18 protein-coding genes, 1 tRNA gene and 1 other RNA gene are annotated in these 19,097 nt (G+C 68.5%); 6 read left to right on the top strand and 14 right to left on the bottom strand.

Features of this window, described 5'->3' with window-relative positions:
• Positions 1-2: 2 nt before the first annotated feature.
• From NMQ11_RS14320 to NMQ11_RS14305, 4 genes are all read right to left on the bottom strand, one after another.
• Positions 3-1,010 (bottom strand): histone deacetylase family protein, encoded by a 1,008-nt coding sequence (locus NMQ11_RS14320; RefSeq protein ID WP_255169128.1) that lies wholly within the window; start codon positions 1,008-1,010, stop codon positions 3-5.
• 4 nt (positions 1,011-1,014) lie between these two features.
• Positions 1,015-1,446: a histone gene (locus tag NMQ11_RS14315; protein ID WP_255169127.1), complete on the bottom strand. Its 432-nt coding sequence runs from the start codon at positions 1,444-1,446 to the stop codon at positions 1,015-1,017.
• Positions 1,447-1,565: 119 nt separating this feature from the next.
• The gene (locus NMQ11_RS14310; protein WP_255169126.1) at positions 1,566-2,984 is read right to left on the bottom strand and encodes a single-stranded DNA binding protein; all 1,419 of its coding nucleotides are present in this window, start codon (positions 2,982-2,984) and stop codon (positions 1,566-1,568) included.
• Between the two features lie 213 nt (positions 2,985-3,197).
• On the bottom strand, positions 3,198-3,797 hold the full coding sequence (locus tag NMQ11_RS14305) for a hypothetical protein (RefSeq protein ID WP_255169125.1): 600 nt from the start codon (positions 3,795-3,797) through the stop codon (positions 3,198-3,200).
• Positions 3,798-3,972: 175 nt separating this feature from the next.
• Between NMQ11_RS14305 and NMQ11_RS14300 the strand changes: the two genes are divergently transcribed.
• A tRNA-Arg gene (locus tag NMQ11_RS14300) sits at positions 3,973-4,045 on the top strand.
• Positions 4,046-4,332: 287 nt separating this feature from the next.
• Here NMQ11_RS14300 and rnpB read toward each other — a convergent pair.
• Positions 4,333-4,725, bottom strand: an RNA gene (rnpB, locus tag NMQ11_RS14295) — RNase P RNA component.
• A gap of 185 nt (positions 4,726-4,910) precedes the next feature.
• On the opposite strand from rnpB, the gene NMQ11_RS14290 reads away from it, so the two are divergent.
• Complete coding sequence (locus NMQ11_RS14290) at positions 4,911-5,513, top strand: TIGR00296 family protein (RefSeq protein WP_255169124.1); 603 nt, start codon at positions 4,911-4,913, stop codon at positions 5,511-5,513.
• Positions 5,514-5,843: 330 nt separating this feature from the next.
• On the opposite strand, the gene NMQ11_RS14285 is transcribed toward NMQ11_RS14290, so the two are convergent.
• The 4 genes from NMQ11_RS14285 to NMQ11_RS14270 form a co-directional block, all read right to left on the bottom strand.
• The gene (locus NMQ11_RS14285) at positions 5,844-7,004 is read right to left on the bottom strand and encodes a nicotinate phosphoribosyltransferase (RefSeq protein WP_255169123.1); all 1,161 of its coding nucleotides are present in this window, start codon (positions 7,002-7,004) and stop codon (positions 5,844-5,846) included.
• A gap of 49 nt (positions 7,005-7,053) precedes the next feature.
• Positions 7,054-8,514: an Hvo_1808 family surface protein gene (locus NMQ11_RS14280; RefSeq protein WP_255169122.1), complete on the bottom strand. Its 1,461-nt coding sequence runs from the start codon at positions 8,512-8,514 to the stop codon at positions 7,054-7,056.
• Positions 8,515-8,554: 40 nt separating this feature from the next.
• Positions 8,555-10,183, bottom strand: a complete 1,629-nt coding sequence (locus NMQ11_RS14275; RefSeq protein WP_255169121.1) for an Hvo_1808 family surface protein — start codon at positions 10,181-10,183, stop codon at positions 8,555-8,557.
• Positions 10,184-10,273: 90 nt separating this feature from the next.
• Positions 10,274-11,911: an Hvo_1808 family surface protein gene (locus NMQ11_RS14270; RefSeq protein ID WP_255169120.1), complete on the bottom strand. Its 1,638-nt coding sequence runs from the start codon at positions 11,909-11,911 to the stop codon at positions 10,274-10,276.
• 110 nt (positions 11,912-12,021) lie between these two features.
• Between NMQ11_RS14270 and NMQ11_RS14265 the strand changes: the two genes are divergently transcribed.
• Both NMQ11_RS14265 and NMQ11_RS14260 read left to right on the top strand, forming a co-directional pair.
• On the top strand, positions 12,022-12,603 hold the full coding sequence (locus tag NMQ11_RS14265; protein ID WP_255169119.1) for a cysteine hydrolase family protein: 582 nt from the start codon (positions 12,022-12,024) through the stop codon (positions 12,601-12,603).
• Between the two features lie 219 nt (positions 12,604-12,822).
• Positions 12,823-13,527, top strand: coding sequence for an SDR family oxidoreductase (locus tag NMQ11_RS14260; protein ID WP_255169118.1), 705 nt, complete (start codon positions 12,823-12,825; stop codon positions 13,525-13,527).
• 107 nt (positions 13,528-13,634) lie between these two features.
• Here the strand turns inward: NMQ11_RS14260 and NMQ11_RS14255 are convergent, their stop codons facing one another.
• A complete protein-coding gene (locus tag NMQ11_RS14255; protein WP_255169117.1) occupies positions 13,635-14,135 on the bottom strand; it encodes a VOC family protein in 501 nt (166 codons plus the stop codon).
• A gap of 67 nt (positions 14,136-14,202) precedes the next feature.
• Positions 14,203-14,670, bottom strand: a complete 468-nt coding sequence (locus NMQ11_RS14250; protein WP_255169116.1) for a PaaI family thioesterase — start codon at positions 14,668-14,670, stop codon at positions 14,203-14,205.
• Positions 14,671-14,798: 128 nt separating this feature from the next.
• Here NMQ11_RS14250 and NMQ11_RS14245 point away from each other — a divergent pair, with 128 nt between their 5' ends.
• Both NMQ11_RS14245 and NMQ11_RS14240 read left to right on the top strand, forming a co-directional pair.
• Positions 14,799-15,242 (top strand): DUF4385 family protein, encoded by a 444-nt coding sequence (locus NMQ11_RS14245; RefSeq protein ID WP_255169115.1) that lies wholly within the window; start codon positions 14,799-14,801, stop codon positions 15,240-15,242.
• Between the two features lie 89 nt (positions 15,243-15,331).
• A complete protein-coding gene (locus NMQ11_RS14240) occupies positions 15,332-17,176 on the top strand; it encodes a S9 family peptidase (RefSeq protein ID WP_255169114.1) in 1,845 nt (614 codons plus the stop codon).
• A gap of 69 nt (positions 17,177-17,245) precedes the next feature.
• On the opposite strand, the gene NMQ11_RS14235 is transcribed toward NMQ11_RS14240, so the two are convergent.
• The 3 genes from NMQ11_RS14235 to NMQ11_RS14225 all read right to left on the bottom strand — a co-directional run bounded on the left by NMQ11_RS14235 (position 17,246) and on the right by NMQ11_RS14225 (position 19,090).
• The gene (locus NMQ11_RS14235; protein WP_255169113.1) at positions 17,246-17,413 is read right to left on the bottom strand and encodes a hypothetical protein; all 168 of its coding nucleotides are present in this window, start codon (positions 17,411-17,413) and stop codon (positions 17,246-17,248) included.
• Between the two features lie 76 nt (positions 17,414-17,489).
• On the bottom strand, positions 17,490-18,152 hold the full coding sequence (locus NMQ11_RS14230; protein ID WP_255169112.1) for a helix-turn-helix domain-containing protein: 663 nt from the start codon (positions 18,150-18,152) through the stop codon (positions 17,490-17,492).
• Positions 18,153-18,205: 53 nt separating this feature from the next.
• Positions 18,206-19,090 (bottom strand): DUF8155 domain-containing protein, encoded by an 885-nt coding sequence (locus NMQ11_RS14225; protein ID WP_255169111.1) that lies wholly within the window; start codon positions 19,088-19,090, stop codon positions 18,206-18,208.
• Positions 19,091-19,097 lie beyond the last annotated feature (7 nt).

Genomic DNA, 19,097 nt, shown 5'->3' with positions numbered 1-19,097 from the left:
CGTCAGCGGCCGTGCGCCGCCGCCACCTCGTCCAGCACCGCTTCGACGTCGTCGCTCACGTTCCCTTCGGGTTCGATGGGCTCGCGACCGTCGAACGTCTCGTGGACGAGCGCGACGCTCTCGGCCAGTACCTCGAGGCCGTAGCCGCCCTCGAGGACGAACGCGAGCGCGGCGTCGGTGTTCTCCGCGAGGCTCCGCAGGCGCCCGGTCATGAGCGCGTACGCCTCCGTCGTGAGTCGCACGCGCGAGATCGGATCGTGGCGGTGGGCGTCGAAACCGGCGCTGACGAGGAGGAGGTCGGGATCGAACGCCTCGAGGGCCGGACAGACGACCCGCTCGAGGGCGGCGAGGTAGTCGACGTCCTCGGCGCCGGCGGGCATCGGCACGTTCATCGTCGTCCCTTCCCCGTCGCCGTCGCCCGTCTCGTCGGCCTCGCCGGTGCCCGGGTACAGCCCCTGCTCGTGGATCGAGCAGGTGAAGACGTCGCCGCGCTCGACGAAGATGTCCTGGGTGCCGTTGCCGTGGTGGACGTCCCAGTCGACGATCGCGACCCGCGAGACGTCGTCGTCCCCGTCCAGGGCGTGCTGGGCGGCGACGGCGACGTTGTTGACGAAACAGAACCCCATCGCGTCGTCGGAGACGGCGTGGTGACCCGGCGGCCGTCCGATCGCGAACGGCGTCTCCCGACCGTCGGCGCCCTCGAGCGCCGCGTCGGCGGCCCAGCAGGCCAATCCGGCGCTCTGGGTGGCGGCCTCCCAGGTCCGCTCGACGGCGGTGGTGTCGGGGTCCCAGTTGCCGCCCCCGTCGGCGCAGAACTCGCGGACGGACTCGACGTACTCCCGGTCGTGGACGGCCGCGATCGTCTCGAGCGACGCGGGGTCGGCCTCGACGTACTCGACGCCGTGTTTTCGCTTCAATCCCTCCCGGATCGCGCGCAGCCGGTCCGGCGTCTCGGGGTGGCGAGCGCCGGGGTCGTGTGCGAGACAGGTGTCGCTGTAGCCAAAACGCATGAGGTCAGTCGAACAGCGAGAAGTACGTCTCGATGTCCTCGGCGATGACCGTCCGCCGGTCGGCGTGGCGAGCGAGCGTCGCCGCCGCCCGCGCCACGTTGTCGGCGTAGTCCTCGAGGATGTCGGCGAGGGCGACGCGAGCGTCCATCGAGACGCGGTAGCGGTCGTCGATACGGATGCGGGCGATCCGGTCGACCGGCGCGACCGGCAGCTCGAGGTCGTCCTTGTCGATCACCGTTTCGACGCCGAAGTCCGACGCCATCAGCGTCTTCCGGCCGTCCGCGGTCGCCCGTTCGGCGGCGTCGGCCGCGAGCGCCGCACCGTGTTCCTGTATCCGTTTTGCGAGCTCCTCCGACGCGCCGGCACTCACCCGAAGTTCGCCCGCGTTCCGCCGGATGATGGTGTCCACCGGGGCGAACGGGAGTTCGACGTTCATACCTTCATACCGGGAGCTAGCACCCTTAACGCTTTTCGTAGCGGCGTCGCCGTCGTTCTCGCGCTCTCCGATCGACTCCCGCTGACTGCGACCGATCGACCGACGCGGTGTCGGCCGGCTCAGAAGACGTCCGTCGCCTCGAGGCGGCCGTCCCTGACGATCCCGCGTGCGGTGACTTCCTCGCCGAGGCCGACGTCGGCGGTCGTCTCGACGCTCATGGTCGTCTCCCCGTCGTCGAGGACGACCGGATCGCCGGCCTGGACGACGACGCCGGTGAACTCGATCTCCTCGCCGTCGGCCGTGGCTTCGTCGTCAGCCCCCGTTTCGGTCTCGGCTTCCGGTGCGGTCGCCTCGCCGGCGTCCCCGTCCGCGAACGACGAGAGGTTCGCCGAGTCGCTCGACTCCTCGGTCTCCGCGCCACCGCCCGCCTCCGCACCCGAATCGAGAACGGTGACCGTCGACCGCCAGCCCGCCGACGCCTCGAGGTCGTCCTGCCAGCCGTCCTGGATCTCCACGTCCGCCAGCGCCACCTCGTCGCCGGGGCCGACGTCGACGTCGGCCTTCTCGCCCCACATCGCCACGCGGATGTCGCCGGTGGCGTCCTGGACCCGAATGTTTCGGACCTGCCCCTCCGAGCCGTCGTCGCGGTCGAACGTCCGCTTCGGGTCCGCAGAGCGGACGACGCCCGCGATGTCGACGACCTGATCGATCTCGAGGCTCTCGATCGGCGTGCTCTCGGGGACGTAGTCGATCTCCTCGTCGATCTCCTCGATGGCACCGCGGTTGCCGACGTGGAGTTCGAGGTCGCCGTCGCGCTCGCGGACGTAACCGTCGATCACCTCGACGGTGGTTCCGGCCTCGAGTTCGGTCGCCCGGTCGGCCTGTTCGTCCCAGAGGGTGACTCGTATGCGGCCGGTCGGATCGCCGAGGGTCACGTTCGCGACGCGACCCTCGGAGCCGTCGTCCCGATCGAAGGTTCTGACGCTGCCGGTGTCGAGGACGCGGCCGGCGAGCGTGACGTCCGAGAGGCCGAGCGAGAGCGCCTCGACGGTGTACGTGTCGGTGATCTGGACGTCGATCTCGACGTCGTCGTCGGGCTCGACGTCGTCGACGCTGACTTCGACCCCGCTAAAGCCCTCCTTCGGTCGGCCCTTGATCCGGAGTACCTGCCCCTCTTCGAGTTCGTTCGCCGCGGCTTCTGCGTGTTCGTCCCAGAACGCCGCCCGGACCGCGCCGGTTTCGTCTGCGACCTCGACGTTGACGACGCGGCCGTCTGCGTCCTCGCCGTCGCGTTCGAAGGTACGAACCTCGCCGATGCTCACCACCTTGGCGAGGAACTTCACCTCCTCCATCCCCGGTTCGATGTCCGCGACGCCGTTGACTTCGCTCTCGCCGATCTCGTGTGCGATGAGCATCGCCGCCGTCTCCTCGTCTGCGAGCCCGCCCATCTGTTCGACTTTCTCCTCGACGGCCTCGCGAAACTCCTCGAGAGAGACGTCGGCCTCGAGGTCCTCGTAGATCCCCTCGATATCGCTCATACTATCTATGCTCGTTCATGAGTAGCCCGCGCATAAGCGTTGTCCATTCGGCCCCGGATCGCCAACCGGCGGCGTCTCGAGGGGGGCGACCGACGACCGAACGCGGTGCGGCGACTCCGGCGGAACGCGGACACGATCTCGCTCACGAACCGCTCTTGCCTCGCGATCCGTTATAAAAGTCGGCGCCGCCGTCGGTCGAACGGCCGTCGCTGTTCACTCGTCCCCGTCCGTTTCGGCGACCGTCGTCGTCTCGCCGTCGTCGTCGTGGCGGACGGCCACGTGATCCGGCGCGTCGCCGTCGAACTCGACGGTTGCCTCGTACTCGAGGGTCGCCAGACACTGCTGACAGGCGTCGTCGCCCGGTTCGGCCGTGATCTCGACGGTAAGTTCGCCGTCCTCGAGGACGACGTCGCCGAACGCGGCCTCGTGACACGGGTCGGGCGCGCCGAGGCTCCCGGTGATCTCGACGACTTCGGCCTCCACGGAGACGGTGGCGTCGTCCCCGCCGTTGCCGTTCGTGCAGTCGGCGTCGGTCGTCGTAATCTGCTGGTCGCTGATTTCGCCGGACCCGTCGTCGTCGGCATCGTCCTCGCCGGTGTCGTCGGTCTCGTCGTCCGTGTCGTCTTCGTCGCCAGTGTCGTCACCCGGCTCGTCGTCGGTGTCGTCACCGGGTTCGTCGCTCTCATCGTCGTCCGCTCCGTCGTCTTCCGGATCGCCGCCGTCACCGGGATCTCCGCCCTCGTCGAGACACCCGGCGAGGGCGCCGACTGCGGTGATCGCCGCGAGGCGCTCGAGCAGTGTTCGTCTGTTCATACGCTCTCGTTCGAGAGCCGGTTTGAAAGCGATACCCCACGCTGAAATTCGCATTTCACTTTGTTCGTTTATCGTCTCTGTGTGAACTGTTGGCGCGTCGGAAACGGGGTGTAGAGGCCGTCGACCGCGGTCCTTTCGAAAGGGCTTTAACTGGAACCACACTACGGAGAGATGAGTCCTGGTAGGGTAGTGGACTATCCTCTTGGCTTGCGGAGCCAGGGACCGGAGTTCAAATCTCCGTCAGGACGCTCACTTCTTGCGAGGGCTTCGCGACGCGAAGCCCTCGCTTCGGCGTTCGCGTCCTGACGTGCCCACCGCTCGCTTCGCTCGCGTTGGACCCCGTCAGGACGGTTTCACCGACGCAATTCCGCCGATCCGCTCTCGGAATCCCCGAGTTCGACGTACCCGATCCGTTCCCGGAGAGACGTCACGATCCCCCGGCCCTGACCACTGACTTTTGCTACTACGTACCATGGCATTTGAAAATCACGGATAGTAACTTTACGCACGGCTCCTCCGTAGAACGTGGTGAGAGGAGTAAGCCCCCTTCTGTTCATCCCGGCATTCGGCTGAGCGTCCGCCCCGCCCGCGGAATCCGCGGTGCGTTCGGGCTACCAGCGGGACGGACTTGCACCGGTGAGGGTTCGCCGTTCCATCGATCCTCGGCCGTCGACGACGTCGATCGCGTCCGGTCGCGGTCGGAGACCGCGCCCGCGATCCGCGGCGTTGAACCGCGTTCGTCGTGCGTCTCTCGGCGGGTCAACTCCCCTTCCTCGCGGTCGGGTTCGCTCGCCTCATCGATCGGGCCGAGACGTGTCGTTTCTGTTCCAGAGCCAGCGGTCTCCCGCTCCGGACTTGCGTCCGGTCACCCGCCCGAACGGTGGGGGGACTTTCCTCGCGTGCGTTGTGCGACTCGGAGAGTCGGACAACGGTGTGCGTGGGGCGTCCCGAAGGGACGGTCCACGTCGTACGGAGGCGCCGTTGCCGACGCCACCGCCGCGGCGGCCGGGCTCTCTCTCCGATTTCTGGTAGGTACTTCAGCCGAATAAGTGCCGCGGTCGAACCGATCTTCGAATGGAAGCGCTTTAGGTTGATAATCTCATGTCTGTCTGTATGTCCCAGCGACAGGGCGTCGACCTCTCCTACGAAGACGGGGCGCGAGCGGTCGAACTCGCGCGCGAATCCGTCGAGTCGTTCGTACGCCACGGACAGCGAGAACACCCCGGTAGCATGCGAGAAACGTTCTACGAGCGAACCGGCGCGTTCGTTCGCCTCGAGTCGACTCGCGGCCGCGGCAGCCTCCGGGGCTGCGCCGGCGGCTACCGCTCGGGCGAACAGCTCGGTCACGTCATCGTCGACGCGGCGATCGAGGCCGCGAGCGAAGACTCCTGTGGCTCGGAGGTCACGCCCTCAGAGCTTCCCAACCTCACCGTCTCGGTCTGTACGGTGCGCAACATCGTCCTGACCGACGACCCCCTTGCCGACCTCGAGCTCGGCACCCACGGCGTCGCCGTCGACGGCGGCGGCGAGGGCGGCTGGCTCTATCCGACAGTTCCCGTCGAAAACGGCTGGAGCGAACGCGAGTACCTCGACCGAACCTGCCGGAAGGCGAAGCTGCCGCCGACGGCCTGGCAGGACGACGACGTCGTCGTCACCCTCTTCGAGGGCCAGGTGTTCCGCGAGCGAAAGGCCGACGGCAGCGTCGAAGAGGTCTGAGCGACGCGCCTCGTTCCCGACTGCACCCCACTCGCCACGCCCCAACGGAGCCTTCTCTCGCCGCGAGCAGCAACTGGAGAGCGAGCCGGCCCGTAACGAGTCGAGCGGCGACGGGACGAAGGAACAGCCAACTCGCGAGCGCAGCCGCCGCCGGCGCCCCAGGTGAAACGCACGCGAACGGGTCGGCAGGCCGACACGTCGATCTACAGTAGTCGTTGAAACGGTTTACACCCGGTCACAGCTGAGCGGCCAGCCTCGGCCTCGACGACGAGGCTGGCCGCCGATGGGTGTGACCGGGCGTGCACTGACTTTCAGCGCGTACTATAGCTGTCACTCGCCGGGCCGGCCGAACCCGACCGCCTCGGCGTCGGCGTGACAGCGCTCGGTCGCCGCCTCGAGGTCCCCCTCACGAACGACCTCGCCGTCGCGGATCAGGGGCTCGAGCAGCGGCTCCGCGCCGTTCGGCCCCTCCTCGTCGGCGAGCCCGACGTGGTGGCCGCCGTCGGGGGTGCGGTAGACCTCCTTGACGCCCGCAAGCTTCCCCCGCTTCGAGACCGGTTTCCCATCGAGTTCGACGATGTCGAGGCTGAAGTCGACCGCCGGCGCGCCGGTGATGTGGCTGCCGACGCCGAAGCCGTCGGCGACGTCGCGAAGCTCGCGGAGGGCGTCGGCGTCGAGCCCCCCGCTACAGAAGATCTTCACGTCCTCGAACCCGCGGGCGTCGAGCTCCCAGCGCACCTCGCGGACGATGTGGCGGAAGTCGCCCCGCCGGGAGCCGGTGGTGTCGAGGCGCACGCCGTCGAGGCGCTCTCCCAGGGTCTCCGCGGCCAGCAGGCTCTCGCTCTTCTCGTCCCAGAACGTGTCCGTCAGGGCGATCCGCGGGACGTCCGCGGGGACGGCCTCGTCGAAGGCCTCCCAGGCCGCCGCCTGCTCGCCCTCGCCGAAACAGAACATGAGCGCGTGGGGCATCGTCCCGCTCGCCTCCCGCCCGAGGATTTCGCCCGCGGCGACGTGTGAGAACCCGTCCAGACCCGCGAGCAGCGCCGCCCGCTCGACCACCGACGCGATCGACGGGTGGACGTGGCGGGCGCCGAAAGAGAGCACCTGCGAGTCGGGGGCCGCCCGCCGGACCTCGAGCGCCCGCGTCGCGAATCCGCTCGGCTGGGAGAGAAATCCCAGGAGGGAGGTCTCGCACTCGGCGAACGCGAGGTAGTCGCCCTCGATCCGGCAGACGGGACCGCCGTCGAACAGCCGGCCGTCGGCCAGCGCGTCGACGTCGACCGACCGCCCCTCGAACAGCGTGGCGACGTCCCGGATGCCGGTGAACACCTCGAACGCGCCGGTCGAGAACTGGTCGGCGGTCACCTCGGCGACGACGCGGGGGTTCTTCCCCGCGTGCTCGAGGGTGGTGCGGGTGCGCTCGAAGTAGGCGTCGGTGGCGGTGGCGTCGAGAATCGCCTCGGCGGAGACGGTTCCGAACGGGTTCGACATACCCGTGGGTTCCGCTGGCACGCGTTAAAACTGCTCGATTCCGGGAGCATCAGCCGTCGACCGGCGCGGCGATGGCGCCTCCGGCCGCCGCGGTACCGCCCGCGTCGCCGCGTTCGTCGGGAGCGAGCGGGGTCGACGCCGAGACCGCTGCGATCGTCGAAGCCGACTCGCTCGGTCGCACTTCCTCGAGGTCGTCGACCGTCGGCGCGCCGACGAGTTCCACGACGTCGCCGTCGACCGAGATCCGGTAGGCGCCCGCGAACGGGCCGCCCTCGATCCGGTAGGTGTCCGCCTCGACCTGCGTCGCGTTCCGGTACTCGAGGACGTCCCGGTAGGCGTCGGCGAACGCCTCGGCGTCGTCGTTGGACTCCCAGGCGAGGCGCCAGACGTGGGCGCTGCGATTGTCCTCGTCGTGGTAGCCGACGAACGTGTCACCGGCCCAGCCGTCGGTCGCGGAGTAGGAGTAATTGTACGGCGAGGACCCTCTCGCTCCCTCCGTGAGCGGTCTGTCGACGGCGCCGTTCGCCCAGAGGGTAGCGAACAGCGTCGCCTCGCCGACGGTTTCGGTCCGGACCTCGTTGCCGGCGTCGTCCACGGTAAACGGCTCCCAGTCGGCCGTCGATCGGTCCTCGACGTCGACGGCGACCGGCTCCGTGGGATAGCGCTCGGGGTGGATCAGCTCCGCGGTGCTCCTCGGCCGCTCCTCGAACGCCTCGTCGACCGCCGCCCAGTCGCCGGCCTCGTGGCGGTGCTCGACGAACGCCAGCCCCTCGGCGTAGGGGGCGTACACCGAGAGGAACAGTCCGGGGTTGAAGGGCTGGGCCTCGAGTTCGGCGCCGCTGGCGTTCTCGCCGGAGTGGGCGGGCAGACACTCCCACTCCTCGTCACAGCGGTCACCGTACAGGATCGGCACGTAGTTCGCCTCGCCCTCGAACAGGCCGGTCTCGGCCCGGCGCTCGTCGAGCGTGGTTCCCTCGCGCTCGAGTCTGTCGTGTTGGTCCTGGAGGGCGTGGACGAGCTCGTGGACGAGCGTGTTCCGGTCTATCCGCGTCCCCTCGCCGTCGGTGACGATCACGATCGTCCCCGAGCTGTAGTACCCCTGGACGGCGCCGCCGTACAGCTCGTCGAACGCCTCGTTAACGTCGGTCTCGCCGTCGACGACGAACGCTCCGCGCCAGAGTTCGTTCGTGAACGGGTCGGCGGGTTCCGCCGCCCGGTCGGTCCGCTCGCGGTACTCCGCTCGCGTGATGATCTCGAACCCGACGTCCTCGGTGAACCGCTCGCCGCGGATCACCTCGACGCGGGCCATCGAGCGGTACTTCAGGGCCTCGAGGTCGGCCCGCGAGAGCTCGCCGTCGGCGTCGATCTCGAGGCTGTCGTTCGCGGTGAACTCGCCGATCGTCCCGAGTTCGCGGTCGGCGCCGACGTCGGCGTCGGGGACGGCCGTCGGGGCGGCACAGCCGGAAACGAGGAGCACGAACACGACGGCTGCGGCCACCCTCAGTCGCATCTGCCGGAGAGAAGGTCGGTGACGGCAAAGCGTTTCCGCCTCAGGAACGCCGGGTCGCCAGCAGGGCCAGCCCGAGCACGGCGGCGACGGCGACTCCGGGACCGAAGCCGGGGAGGCGATCGGCCGCGCCGCCCGCCCCGTCGTCGTCGCTCCCGACTCCGTCGTCGGCATCGTCGTCGACGTCGATCGAGTCCTCGCCTGCCGTTCCGGCGTCCGAGCGGATCTCGGACAGTTCGTCGACCGTGGGCGCGCGGACGATCGTCACCGACTCGCCGTCGGCCTCGAGGGCGTAGGCGCCGGGGAACGCCCCGTCGATCGCGTAGGTGTCCGCGCGGTCGTCGACCGACTCGGCGCCGTGGGCCTCGAGCAGTTCCAGGTAGCCCGCGAGGAACTGCTCGGCGTGGTCCTCGTCGAGCCACTCGGTTTCCCAGACGTAGCCGCTCTCCTCGATCGCGTTCTCCTCGGTGGCGTAGACGACGAGTTCGTCGCCCGCCCAGCCGTCGGTCAGCTCGTGGTCGTAGTCGTAGGTGGAGAGGCCGTCGTCGTAGACGTCGCCAGCCGCGAGCGTGGCCTCGTCCGACTCGAGGGCCTGGTGCATGAACATCGAGGCCATCCCGGCTTCGCCGACGCGCTCGCGGCCGTCGTCGACCGGGTCCCAGCGGTCGCTCGAGCGGTCGTCGTGGTCGATCGCCGCCGGCTCGCGGTCGTCGCCGGGGCGGATGACCTCGGCGCTGCTCGCCGGCGGCTCGTCGTAGGCGTCGTCGACGGCGTCCCAGCCGCCCTCGTCCCGGAGGTGGTCGACGTACACCGGCCCGTCGCTGTAGGGGTGAAACAGCGTGAGAAACAGGCCGACGTTGTACGAGGGCGGGCCGGTCGTGGCGGCACTCGGGAGAACGCAGCTCCACTCCCCGCCGCAGCGTTCCTCGTACGCCCGCTCGACCAGAACGGCGTCGCCCTCGATCAGGCCGTCTTTCGCGTGCGCCTGATCCTGCGTCCCCTTCTCGTAGCGCTGGAGGTCGAAGCGCTGGTCCTGGAGGGCGTGGAGCAGCTCGTGGCCGAGGATCACCTCGTCGACCTCGGGTTCCTCGGGCGAGTCGGAGACGAGCACGACTTCGTCGGTCACCGGATCGTAGTAGCCGGCGACGGCGCCGCTGTAGAGGGCCTCGTACTCCTCGAGCGCGTCGGTCTCCCTGTCGACCATGAACAGCGCCTCGGCGTGGACGTTCCGGACGAGACGGTCGTCCTCGCCGCCGAACAGCTCGTCGACCTCCTCGTCGAACGCCTCCCGCGAGATGACGTCGACCTCGACGGCCTCCTCGAAGGTGAGCTCGCGGATCACCTCGACGCGGGCCATCGAGCGGTAGACGACCGCCTCGAGTTCGGACGGGGAGAGCGCGGCGCTCTCCCCGTCGTCGACGTCGAGTTCGTCGTCGTACCAGTAGCCCTCGACGTAGCCGACCGTCTCGTTCGTCTCGGGGTCGTCCCGCTCGGTCGTCTGTGCAACCGCCGGCTCGAGCGGCGTCGTGTCGGTCGGGGCCGTGGTGGCGGGGGAGGGCTCACCGTGCGGTTCCGCCGCGGCGTCCGTTGTCGCGCCGGTCGCAGAGAGCGGCACCGCGAACAGCGCCGTCGCGACGATCACGGCGAGGACGAGCGTCCGTAGTTCGGTCACGTTGACTCGGGTTCGGACCGAGCATAGAAAAACCCGCCGTGGATCGTCGTCGCCTGCGACCCGCCGAACCGCCCCGCCGGCGCCGGGTACTCAGCCGTTCAGGCGTCGGACGACCGCGACGGCGACCGCGAGCGTCGCCACCAGGGCGGTGACGGCGCCGAATCCCGGCGTTTCGTCCGCCGCGTCGTCGGCGTCGTCGACCGCGTCGTCGGCCGCGTTATCGGCCGCGGACTCCTCGAGGGCCTCGGTCCCGTGGACCGCCTCGAGTTCGTCGACGGACGGGGCGGTGACGATCCACAGCCGGTCGCCGTCCTGTGCGATCGTGACGGCCGTGTCGAACGCGCTGTCCTCGCCGAACTCGTAGGTCCGGTTCGCCGCGTCGACCGCCGTGCCGCCGCGGTGGTCGATCAGGTCCTCGTAGGCGCCGGCGAACCGTTCGGCCTCCTCGGCGTCGGTCCAGGCGAGCTTCCAGACGGAGGCGGTCCGGTCCTCCTCGTCGTGGTAGACGTAGAGCCTGTCGCCGCGCCAGCCCGCGGTCTCCTCGAGGTCGTAGTTGAGCGGGTTCGTCGGATCGAGTTCGCCGGTTTCGTCGGTGTTCAGGAACGCCTCGGGGTTGACGATCGGGTTGCCGTCGTAAGCGGGATCCATGAGGATCGCCGAGAGGCCGGCCTGGCCGATCACCTGGTGGTCCGGGCCGCCGGCGTTCAGGCGCTCCCAGTCGTCGCTGCTCTCGTCGTCGACGGTGAGCGCCTCGGGGTCGACCTCGCCGTACGTCTCGGGGGAAATCGTGTGCAGCGAGGAGGTCGGCATCTCGTCGTACAGCGCGTCGACGGCGTCCCAGCCGCCCGACTCGTAGACGTGATCGACGAACGCCGGCCCGTCGCTGTAGGGCTGGAACTGCATGAAGTACAGCCCCCAACTGGGCGGCTCGCCGGCGTCGTCCTGTGGCTCCTCGGCCGTCGGATCGCCCTCCGTGATACACGGCTCGCTCCAGCGGTCCTCGGCGCAGTACTCGAGGTATCGGTGTTCGATACGATGCACGTCGCCCTCGATGACGCCCAGTTTGCCGTTGTCGAGATCCTGGGTATCGCGCTGGTAGCCCGCCAGGTCGAAGTGCTGGTCCTGGAGGGCGTGGCCGAGCTCGTGGGCCAGTATCGCCTCGTCGATCAGCAAGGTGTCGGGGTCGTCGGAGACGACGACGATCTCCCCCTCCTGGAAGTTGTAGTAGCCGCCGACGGTCGCGCTTCGGTCTTCCTGCCGAACGTCGACCGCGTCCTCGTCGCTGCCGATCAGCAACAGCGCCTCGAACTGGGCGTTGTCGTACAGCCGCGTCCGGTCGTCGACGGCCGCGTACTGCGCTTCGTTCTGCTCGGCGAACGTCTCGCGGTCGATGATCTCGACGGGCGGGAGCTCCTCGAAGGCCAGACAGCGCATCGCCTCGAACCGGGCCGCGGTGCGGGCGCTGAGCGCCTCGAGCTCGTCCTCGGTGATCCCGTCGCTGGCGTCGATGTTCAGGGGTTCGTCGTACCAGTAGCCGTCGAACCAGCCGATCGTCTCGTTGCCCTCGGCGGGGGCGGCGTGGTCTTCGGGGGGCGTCACCGCACAGGCTTCGACGAGGTCCGCGTCGTCTCCGGCGAGCGCCGGGCTCACGAGGGCTATCGCTACGGTTGCGCCGGCGAGACAGAGTATCACCGAGAGAAACAGGACACGTCCCGGAGAGGTTTCCATCACGTACAGTCAGGTGAACCGAAGTATAAAGCTACGTGTTCAGTCAATCGACAGTCGACGCCGGCGAGAGGGCGATAAGAACTATCGTCGGGCCGGCCCTCGAGTCGCGTATGGGAGCGACACAGCTCGATCCGGACACCACCGCGGTCGTCGTCGTCGACATGCAAAACGGCTTCTGTCACCCTGACGGCTCGCTGTACGCCCCCGGCAGCGAGGCCGTCATCGACCCGATCGTCAGCCTCGTCGGTCGCGCTCGAGGCGCCGGGGTACAGATCGTCTACACCCGCGACGTCCACCCGCCCGAGCAGTTCGAGGACGCCCACTACTACGACGAGTTCGAGCGGTGGGGCGAGCACGTCCTCGAGGGCTCCTGGGAGGCCGACCTGGTCGAGGACCTCGACGTGCGCGACGAGGACCTGATCGTCGAGAAACACACCTACGACGCCTTCTACAACACCGAACTCGAGGGCTGGCTCCGAGCGCGGGGCATCAGGAACCTCGTGCTCTGTGGCACCCTCGCGAACGTCTGCGTGCTCCACACCGCCGGCAGCGCCGGGCTGCGGGACTTCCGCCCGCTGCTGGTCGAAGACTGTATCGGCGCCATCGAGGACGACCACCACGAGTACGCCGTAGAGCACGCGGGGTGGCTGTTCGGCGACGTGATCGAGAGTCGGGAGCTCGAGTTCGCCTGACTCTGGACCGTCTGTCGCGCCGACCGCGTCCAGGTGCTCGCGCTGCGGGTACGTTTATTCGACGGGTGCGCGTCTCGGTACGGCCGCCGTCTCCGCCTGACCCGATACCGGCGCGGGCGGCGTACGAAGCGGTGCGCGAAGACGATCTGTCCGGTGTACGCACATTTCTCGGGGTGTACACGCGATATTTTTACGACCGCGGTCGCGGTAGTTCGTTGTATGACTGACCCGAACGTCGCGGTCGTGACGGCGGCTGGAAGCGGCATCGGAGCGGCCTGTGCCCGACGGTTGGCCGATGACGGATACACGCCGGTGCTGTTGTCCCGGTCGGGTGGCGCCGTCGAGGTCGCGAACGAACTCGGCGGGGACGGGTTCGAGGGCTCGGTGACAGATCCCGACGACCTGGCAGCCCTCGTCGAGACGACGTACGAACGCTACGGGCGCATCGACGCGGTGGTGAACAACACGGGCCACCCGCCCGCGGGCGACCTCCTCGAGATTTCGGACGAGGAGTGGCACGAGGGACTGGACCTCGTGCTGTTGAACGCCGTCCGGATGGCCCGGCTCGTCACCCCCATCATGGAAGAACAGGGTCACGGGTCGATCGTGAACATCTCCACGTTCTCGGCGTTCGAACCCTCGAGCGAGTTTCCCGTCTCCTCGGTGCTCCGGGCCGGACTCGGGAGTTTCACCAAACTCTACGCCGACCGGTACGCGGGGGCCGGAATCCGAATGAACACCGTGCAACCGGGGTTCGTCGACAGTTACGACGTCGACGAGGGGACGAGGGAGCGAATCCCGATGGGACGGCCGGCACGGACCGGGGAGATCGCGGATGCGGTCGCGTACCTCCTCTCGCCCGCCTCGAGTTACCTCACCGGACAGAACATCCGCGTCGACGGCGGTCTGACGGCGTCCGTGTAGCCGCCACAGGCTCTTCTACGGACTCGAACACCGTGGGATTCGAACACCGTGCTGATTACGTCCTCCGTGGTCCGCGTTATCGACGGAAACAACCTCGAGAGGGGGCGTCACTCCGGTTTCATTCCCTTCTCCGCGAGTTCCTCGAGCGCCCCGTCGCTCTTCTCGAGAGCGAGACCCATCCCCCCGAGGACGTGGTCCGCTTTCGTGAACTGGACCTGGCCGTACTCGACCAGCTGGAGGCGATTGCCCCACGGGTCGCGGATGTCCGTTCCGCCGGTGTCGAGGCGGTCGACGCCTTGCTCCTCGAACCGCCGTTTTGCGGCCTCGAGGTCGTCGACGACGAGCCCGAAGTGGCGCTTCTCGTCGGGGCCGTCGGGGTCGTCGACCGCCGAGAGCGCGAGGAACTGATCGCCAATGTCGAGGAAGGCGCTCGACTCCCCGCGGCCGCGCAGTTCGAACGCGAACAGCGACTCGTAGAACTCGAGGGCCTCCTCGATGTCGCCCACCTCGAGGGCGACGTGGTTCATTCCGACCAGCCGCGGCCGGTCGTCGCCGCTTCCGTCAGCCGTTCCTCCCTCGGTCTCTGCTGTCTCGTCGCTGTCGGTCATGTCACTCGAGGGCACTACGCCGACGGCCAAAACGTCCGGGGTTGGGGCCGTTCCGCCCGCCTCTCGCTCACTCGACGCGAAACAGCCGGTAGGCCCCCTGGCCCGTCGCCACCTTCACGATTTCGCCGTCGAGAGTCGTCGTCTCGACGGTGATCTCGCTGACGCCGACGCTCGAGCCCGCCCGCACCACGTCAGCGGTCGCACGGAGGTCGCCGGTCGCCGGACGGAGGTAGTTCACGTTCAAATTGATCGTAGCGACCCCGCCGCTGGTCGGCTCGTCGAACTCCGTTCGCAGTGCGAGTCCGCCGACGGTGTCGACGAGCGTGGCGGCGACGCCGCCGTGGATGTCCGGCCGCCGCCCGTCGCCGTTCGGACGGGTGTTCGTCAGCTTGTCGTCGTAGGGGATCGACATCGTCATCGTCCCCTGCCCCACGTGGTCGACGGTCGTCCCGAGCCAGGAGAGGAACTCGTGGTTCTCGTCGATGTACCCCTGCAAGAGGGTGCGGTGGGCTTCGAACTCGTCTTCCGCGGTCATGTCCTCGAGTGTGCGAGCCAGGGGTTTGTGTGTGCCGTTTGTCCGATTCGCTCCGTTGTCGATCGTTTACTCGCGCCCGCACGGCCTGCCTGCCGGGAGTTCATCCGACTCGAGTCCTTACCCTTCCCATGAGTGACGACGGCCCGGAGCACGAGACGAACTTCCGCGAACACCCCGGCCGGTACGAAATCGGCCGCGGCGAAGAAGGCGTCTTCAAGGTCGAGCCGTACAAGAGCGAACTGCTCCCGCTGTGGTCGTACAGCGACGAGGAGTCGGCCCGGGAGGCCGCCGAAGCGATCTACGAGCGTTACGAGAGCTACCGCGAGAACGACGAGTTTCCGGGAATGGATATGGCCCGCAAGTACCTCCAGATGGGGTACACGCGGGCGATGCGCTACGCGAAGTATCCGGGCGGACGGAAATACGAAGAGGGGTCCGAGCGGGAGCCACAGCGGTGGGCCGACGAGGACAAGCGCGAGGCGGCCCTCGTTTTCGAGGCGTACTGGGAGCGCGTCCGCGAGGACGAGGCCTACCGGAGCGCGACGGAGCGCCACCGCGAGCGTCACGGCTGATAGTCCCGGAACTCATTCGAGGGATGGACAACCGGCATACGACTCCCCCTTTCCGCAGGCTGATACGCCCCGGGTGTGAACGCCCGCTCATGTCAGACGCCGTGCCACTCGAGGAACTCGCAAGCCTCCCGAGCTTTCACCACCCGGCCGCCTCGCCGACGGGCGAGTACGTCGCGGTCTACTACGACGTCACCGGCCGCAACGAGCTCCACCTGATCGACGTCGAGACCGGCGAGATGAGCCAGCTTTCGGACGGCGACGTGCCCCGAAACGCCCGCTGGCCGTTCCGGTGGGCGCCGGACGGCGAAACCATCTACTTCCACGCGGACGACGCCGGCGACGAGCAGAACGACGTGTTCGCGATCTCCCTCGAGGGCGACGTCGAGCCGGTGATCGAACGGGAGGGCCAGACGATCCTGCAGGACGTCAGCGAGGACGGCCGCTGGCTGCTGTTCGGCAACGACGGCGGCGACCAGATGAACCTCTACCGCTACGACCGCCACGAGGGGGTCGTCGAGCAGCTCACCGAGTACGACAAACCTGCCGGCGGCGGCTCGTTCAGCCCCGACGGCGAGCGGATCGCCTACACCGCCAACGAGACCGACGACCTCGAGAACGCCGACGTCTACGTGATGGACGCCGACGGATCGAACCGGCGGAATCTCGAGATCGGCGACGTCGGCGCGGAGGCCGCCGCCGCGGACTGGTCGCCCGACGGTTCCGCGCTGCTGATCGGGGACAACAGCGAAGACAGGAACCGCGTCGGGATCTACGACCTCGAGAGCGGCGACCTCGAGTGGGTGAGCTCCGGCGAGTACGTCGAGAGCCCGGTCGGGTTCCTCCCCGAGGGCGACGAACTGTTGGTCCGGCGGTTCCGAAACGCCGCCGTGGTTCCGGTGGTTTACGGCCGGTCGGATGGGAGTAGTGGAAGGAGCGCGGGCGACGCGAGCGGTGACGGCTGGACGACCCGCGAGTTCGACCTGCCCGAGGGCGTCGCGAACGTCCCCGGCCACGGCACGGTCGTCGGCGACGAGCGCGAGGTGATCGTCACCCAGGAGACGCCCACCCAGCGACCGACGCTGCTCCACTACGAGGTGGAGTCGGGCGAGTCGACGGCGCTGCTCGAGCCCGAGTACGGCGACATCGACCCCGACAGCTTCGTCGAGGGCGAGTACTTCCGCTTCGCGAGCCACGACGGCCGGGAGATCGGCGCCATCCTCTACGACTCCGGCGAGCGCCCCTCGCCGGCGGTCGTCAACCCCCACGGCGGACCGGCGTCGCTCGACCTGCTCGATTTCGGCTACCGCACGCAGTACCTCCTCGCGCAGGGGTACTCCGTCCTGCAGGTGAACTACCGGGGCTCCGTCGGCCGCGGCCGGGAGTTCAAGAACCTCCTCATCGAGGACTGGGGCGGCGGCGAGCAGGACGACATCGCCGCGGGAACCCGCTGGCTCGCCGACCGGGAGTGGATCGACGAGGACCGGATCGCCGTCTTCGGCGGCTCTTACGGCGGCTACAGCGCCTACTGGCAGCTGGTCGCCTACCCCGAACTGTACGCCGCCGGCGTCGCCTGGATCGGCGTCACCGACCTCGAGGCGATGTACGACGAATCGATGCCCCACTACCGCGTGGGCCTCCTCGAGAAGTACCTGGGCACCCCCGAGGAGAACCCCGACCTCTACCGCGAGCGCAGTCCGGTCACCCACGCCGAGAACCTCGAGGCGCCCCTGTTGATGGTCCACGGCGTCAACGACTCGCGGGTGCCGCTGTCGCAGGCGGAGATTTTCCGGGATCGGCTCGAGGAGTTGGGGTACGAGGAAGGCCAGGACTACGAGTACGAGGAACTCGGCGCGGAGGGCCACGGCTCGACCGACGTCGATCAGAAGATCCGGTCGCTTCGGCTCGTGGGTGAGTTCCTCGAGCGGCGGCTGTAGACACCGAGGATCGACACTCCACGATGGGCGATCCGCGTTCACGAGTCGATTCGATACAAGTAGACTGTCTCACCGCCACTCGTTCAGATCGGCAACCTCGTCGGTTTCGATCCAGCGGGTGGACGGGAACTCGACGCTACAGAGGACGTACGTTCGCCCCTCCATCATGTAGAGTTCGCTCTCGGGCGACGAACGGTCCTCGCTGTCCGGCGTGTTATCGACGTTTGGATCACCCATTCGTCCTACCTCTACCCGTGAGTACGGCCGCGAGCCGGTTAACACGGTGGCTTGACCGATCATGGCCGGCGTGAGCTTACAGTTTGACCGACGATCTCGAGGACAGCAACGTGTGTTCGGTGATGTTCGCGATCGCCCGACGGAGCCGTTCGGTCACCGCCTGCGCCGAGATCCCGAGCTCCTCGGCCAGGTCGGCAGTCGTACACCGCCGCGGGATATCGTAGTAGCCGCGTTCGACCGCGAGAGTCAGCGCCGCTCGCTGGTGGTCCGTCAGCCCGAACCGCGGGTCGGCGGCGTGGTCGGTGTGGTGGTAGATCTGGTCGACGACGGGGCTGAGACCGGCGTCCTCGCAGCTGCGTTTGAACGCCGAGAGCTGCTCGTGTTCGGGGAACCTGATGGTGATCTCCCAGCGGTCGTCCTGACAGACCGCCCGCAGGATCGAGCCGTCGCAGTCGGTGATCGCGCGAAACAGCCGGTCGCCGTCGACGTCCCACTCGAGGGCGAGCAGGGTCGCGTCGCCGACAGTCTCGACGACGCTCGCGGCCCTGATCGACGACACCTCTCGAAGCGAGTCGGCGACCGCGTCGGGGTCGCGCGCGTACACCCAGAAGAACGGCACCGAGGCCGTCCCGCTGGGAACCAGCGACTCGAGTTCGACGCTCGTGCCAGCGTGTGACTGCAGCGCCCGCCCTAACGCCGACTCCGAGATCGGGACGTTGAACCTGAGAATGGCGACCATCGTCGGAGGGAGTTCTACGCGACGCGGCGACAAAATGGTATCACCCCGACAGCTCACCGGTCGGCTGGTTCGTCGGCGCGCTCGAGAGGGCCCACCCGGACCGACACCGCGTCGCCGACGCGCAGGTCGTGACCGGGGTGGATCAGCTTCGCGCCGAAGTCGGCGTCGCGCGCGCAGAAAAACGAGAGGCCGGTGATCACCTCGCCGTTTGCCGTGACGGCCACCTCGTCCCACGAGATGGTGCGCCCGTTGGCTGCCCCCAGCGCGTCGCCGTTGAGCCGAACCACGCCGTCACAACCGCCGTGGAGGCCGCCGTCGTCGTAGTGTGGTAGCCCGCCGTCGAGCACGCCGGCTCCGTCGGCGCGGATTCCAACGAAGTCCGAGCCCGGAGACGGGTGGCGGGGCTCGTCGAGGACCGCGTACGTCTCGCCCGTCGCGACGACCGTGCCGCGGCCGGACCACTCGAGTCCCCGCACCTCCACGCCGACCTCGAGCGGGAGCGATCCTGACGCCCGGTGGGGGTTCTGTGCGGGTCGGCGAAACCCCACGTGGAGGTGATTGTCGACCCAGGGGGCGAAAAAGCCCGCCCGAACGAGCCGTCCGAGGGAGTCACCGATCTCGACGCGGTCGCCCGCCGAGACGGTCGGTTCGACGTGGAGCACGCGGGCGACGAGCCCCTCGACGGACGCCGGCGACGCGCACTCGAGCAGGATCAGGTGATCGTTCTCGGGGGCGTAGGGCTTCGGCGGCGCGCGGACGGTTTTCGTCTCGAGAACGGTTCCGGCGACCGGGCTGGGGGCGGCGGTCGTTCGGCCGTTCCGGAGCGTTCCGGGGTAGAGGTCGATCGCACAGCCGGCGTCGTGGGCGGGGTACGGCGAGTTGTACAGCGAGAACCGCTGGTACTGTCCCAGCACCTCCTCTCCGAGCGTGACGGCCATCGTTCGT

The sequence above is a fragment of the Natrononativus amylolyticus genome (genome assembly GCF_024362525.1).
GTDB lineage: Archaea > Halobacteriota > Halobacteria > Halobacteriales > Natrialbaceae > Natrononativus > Natrononativus amylolyticus.
Note: the sequence above shows the minus strand (reverse complement) of the source record. Positions and strands in the feature narration are given on the sequence as shown.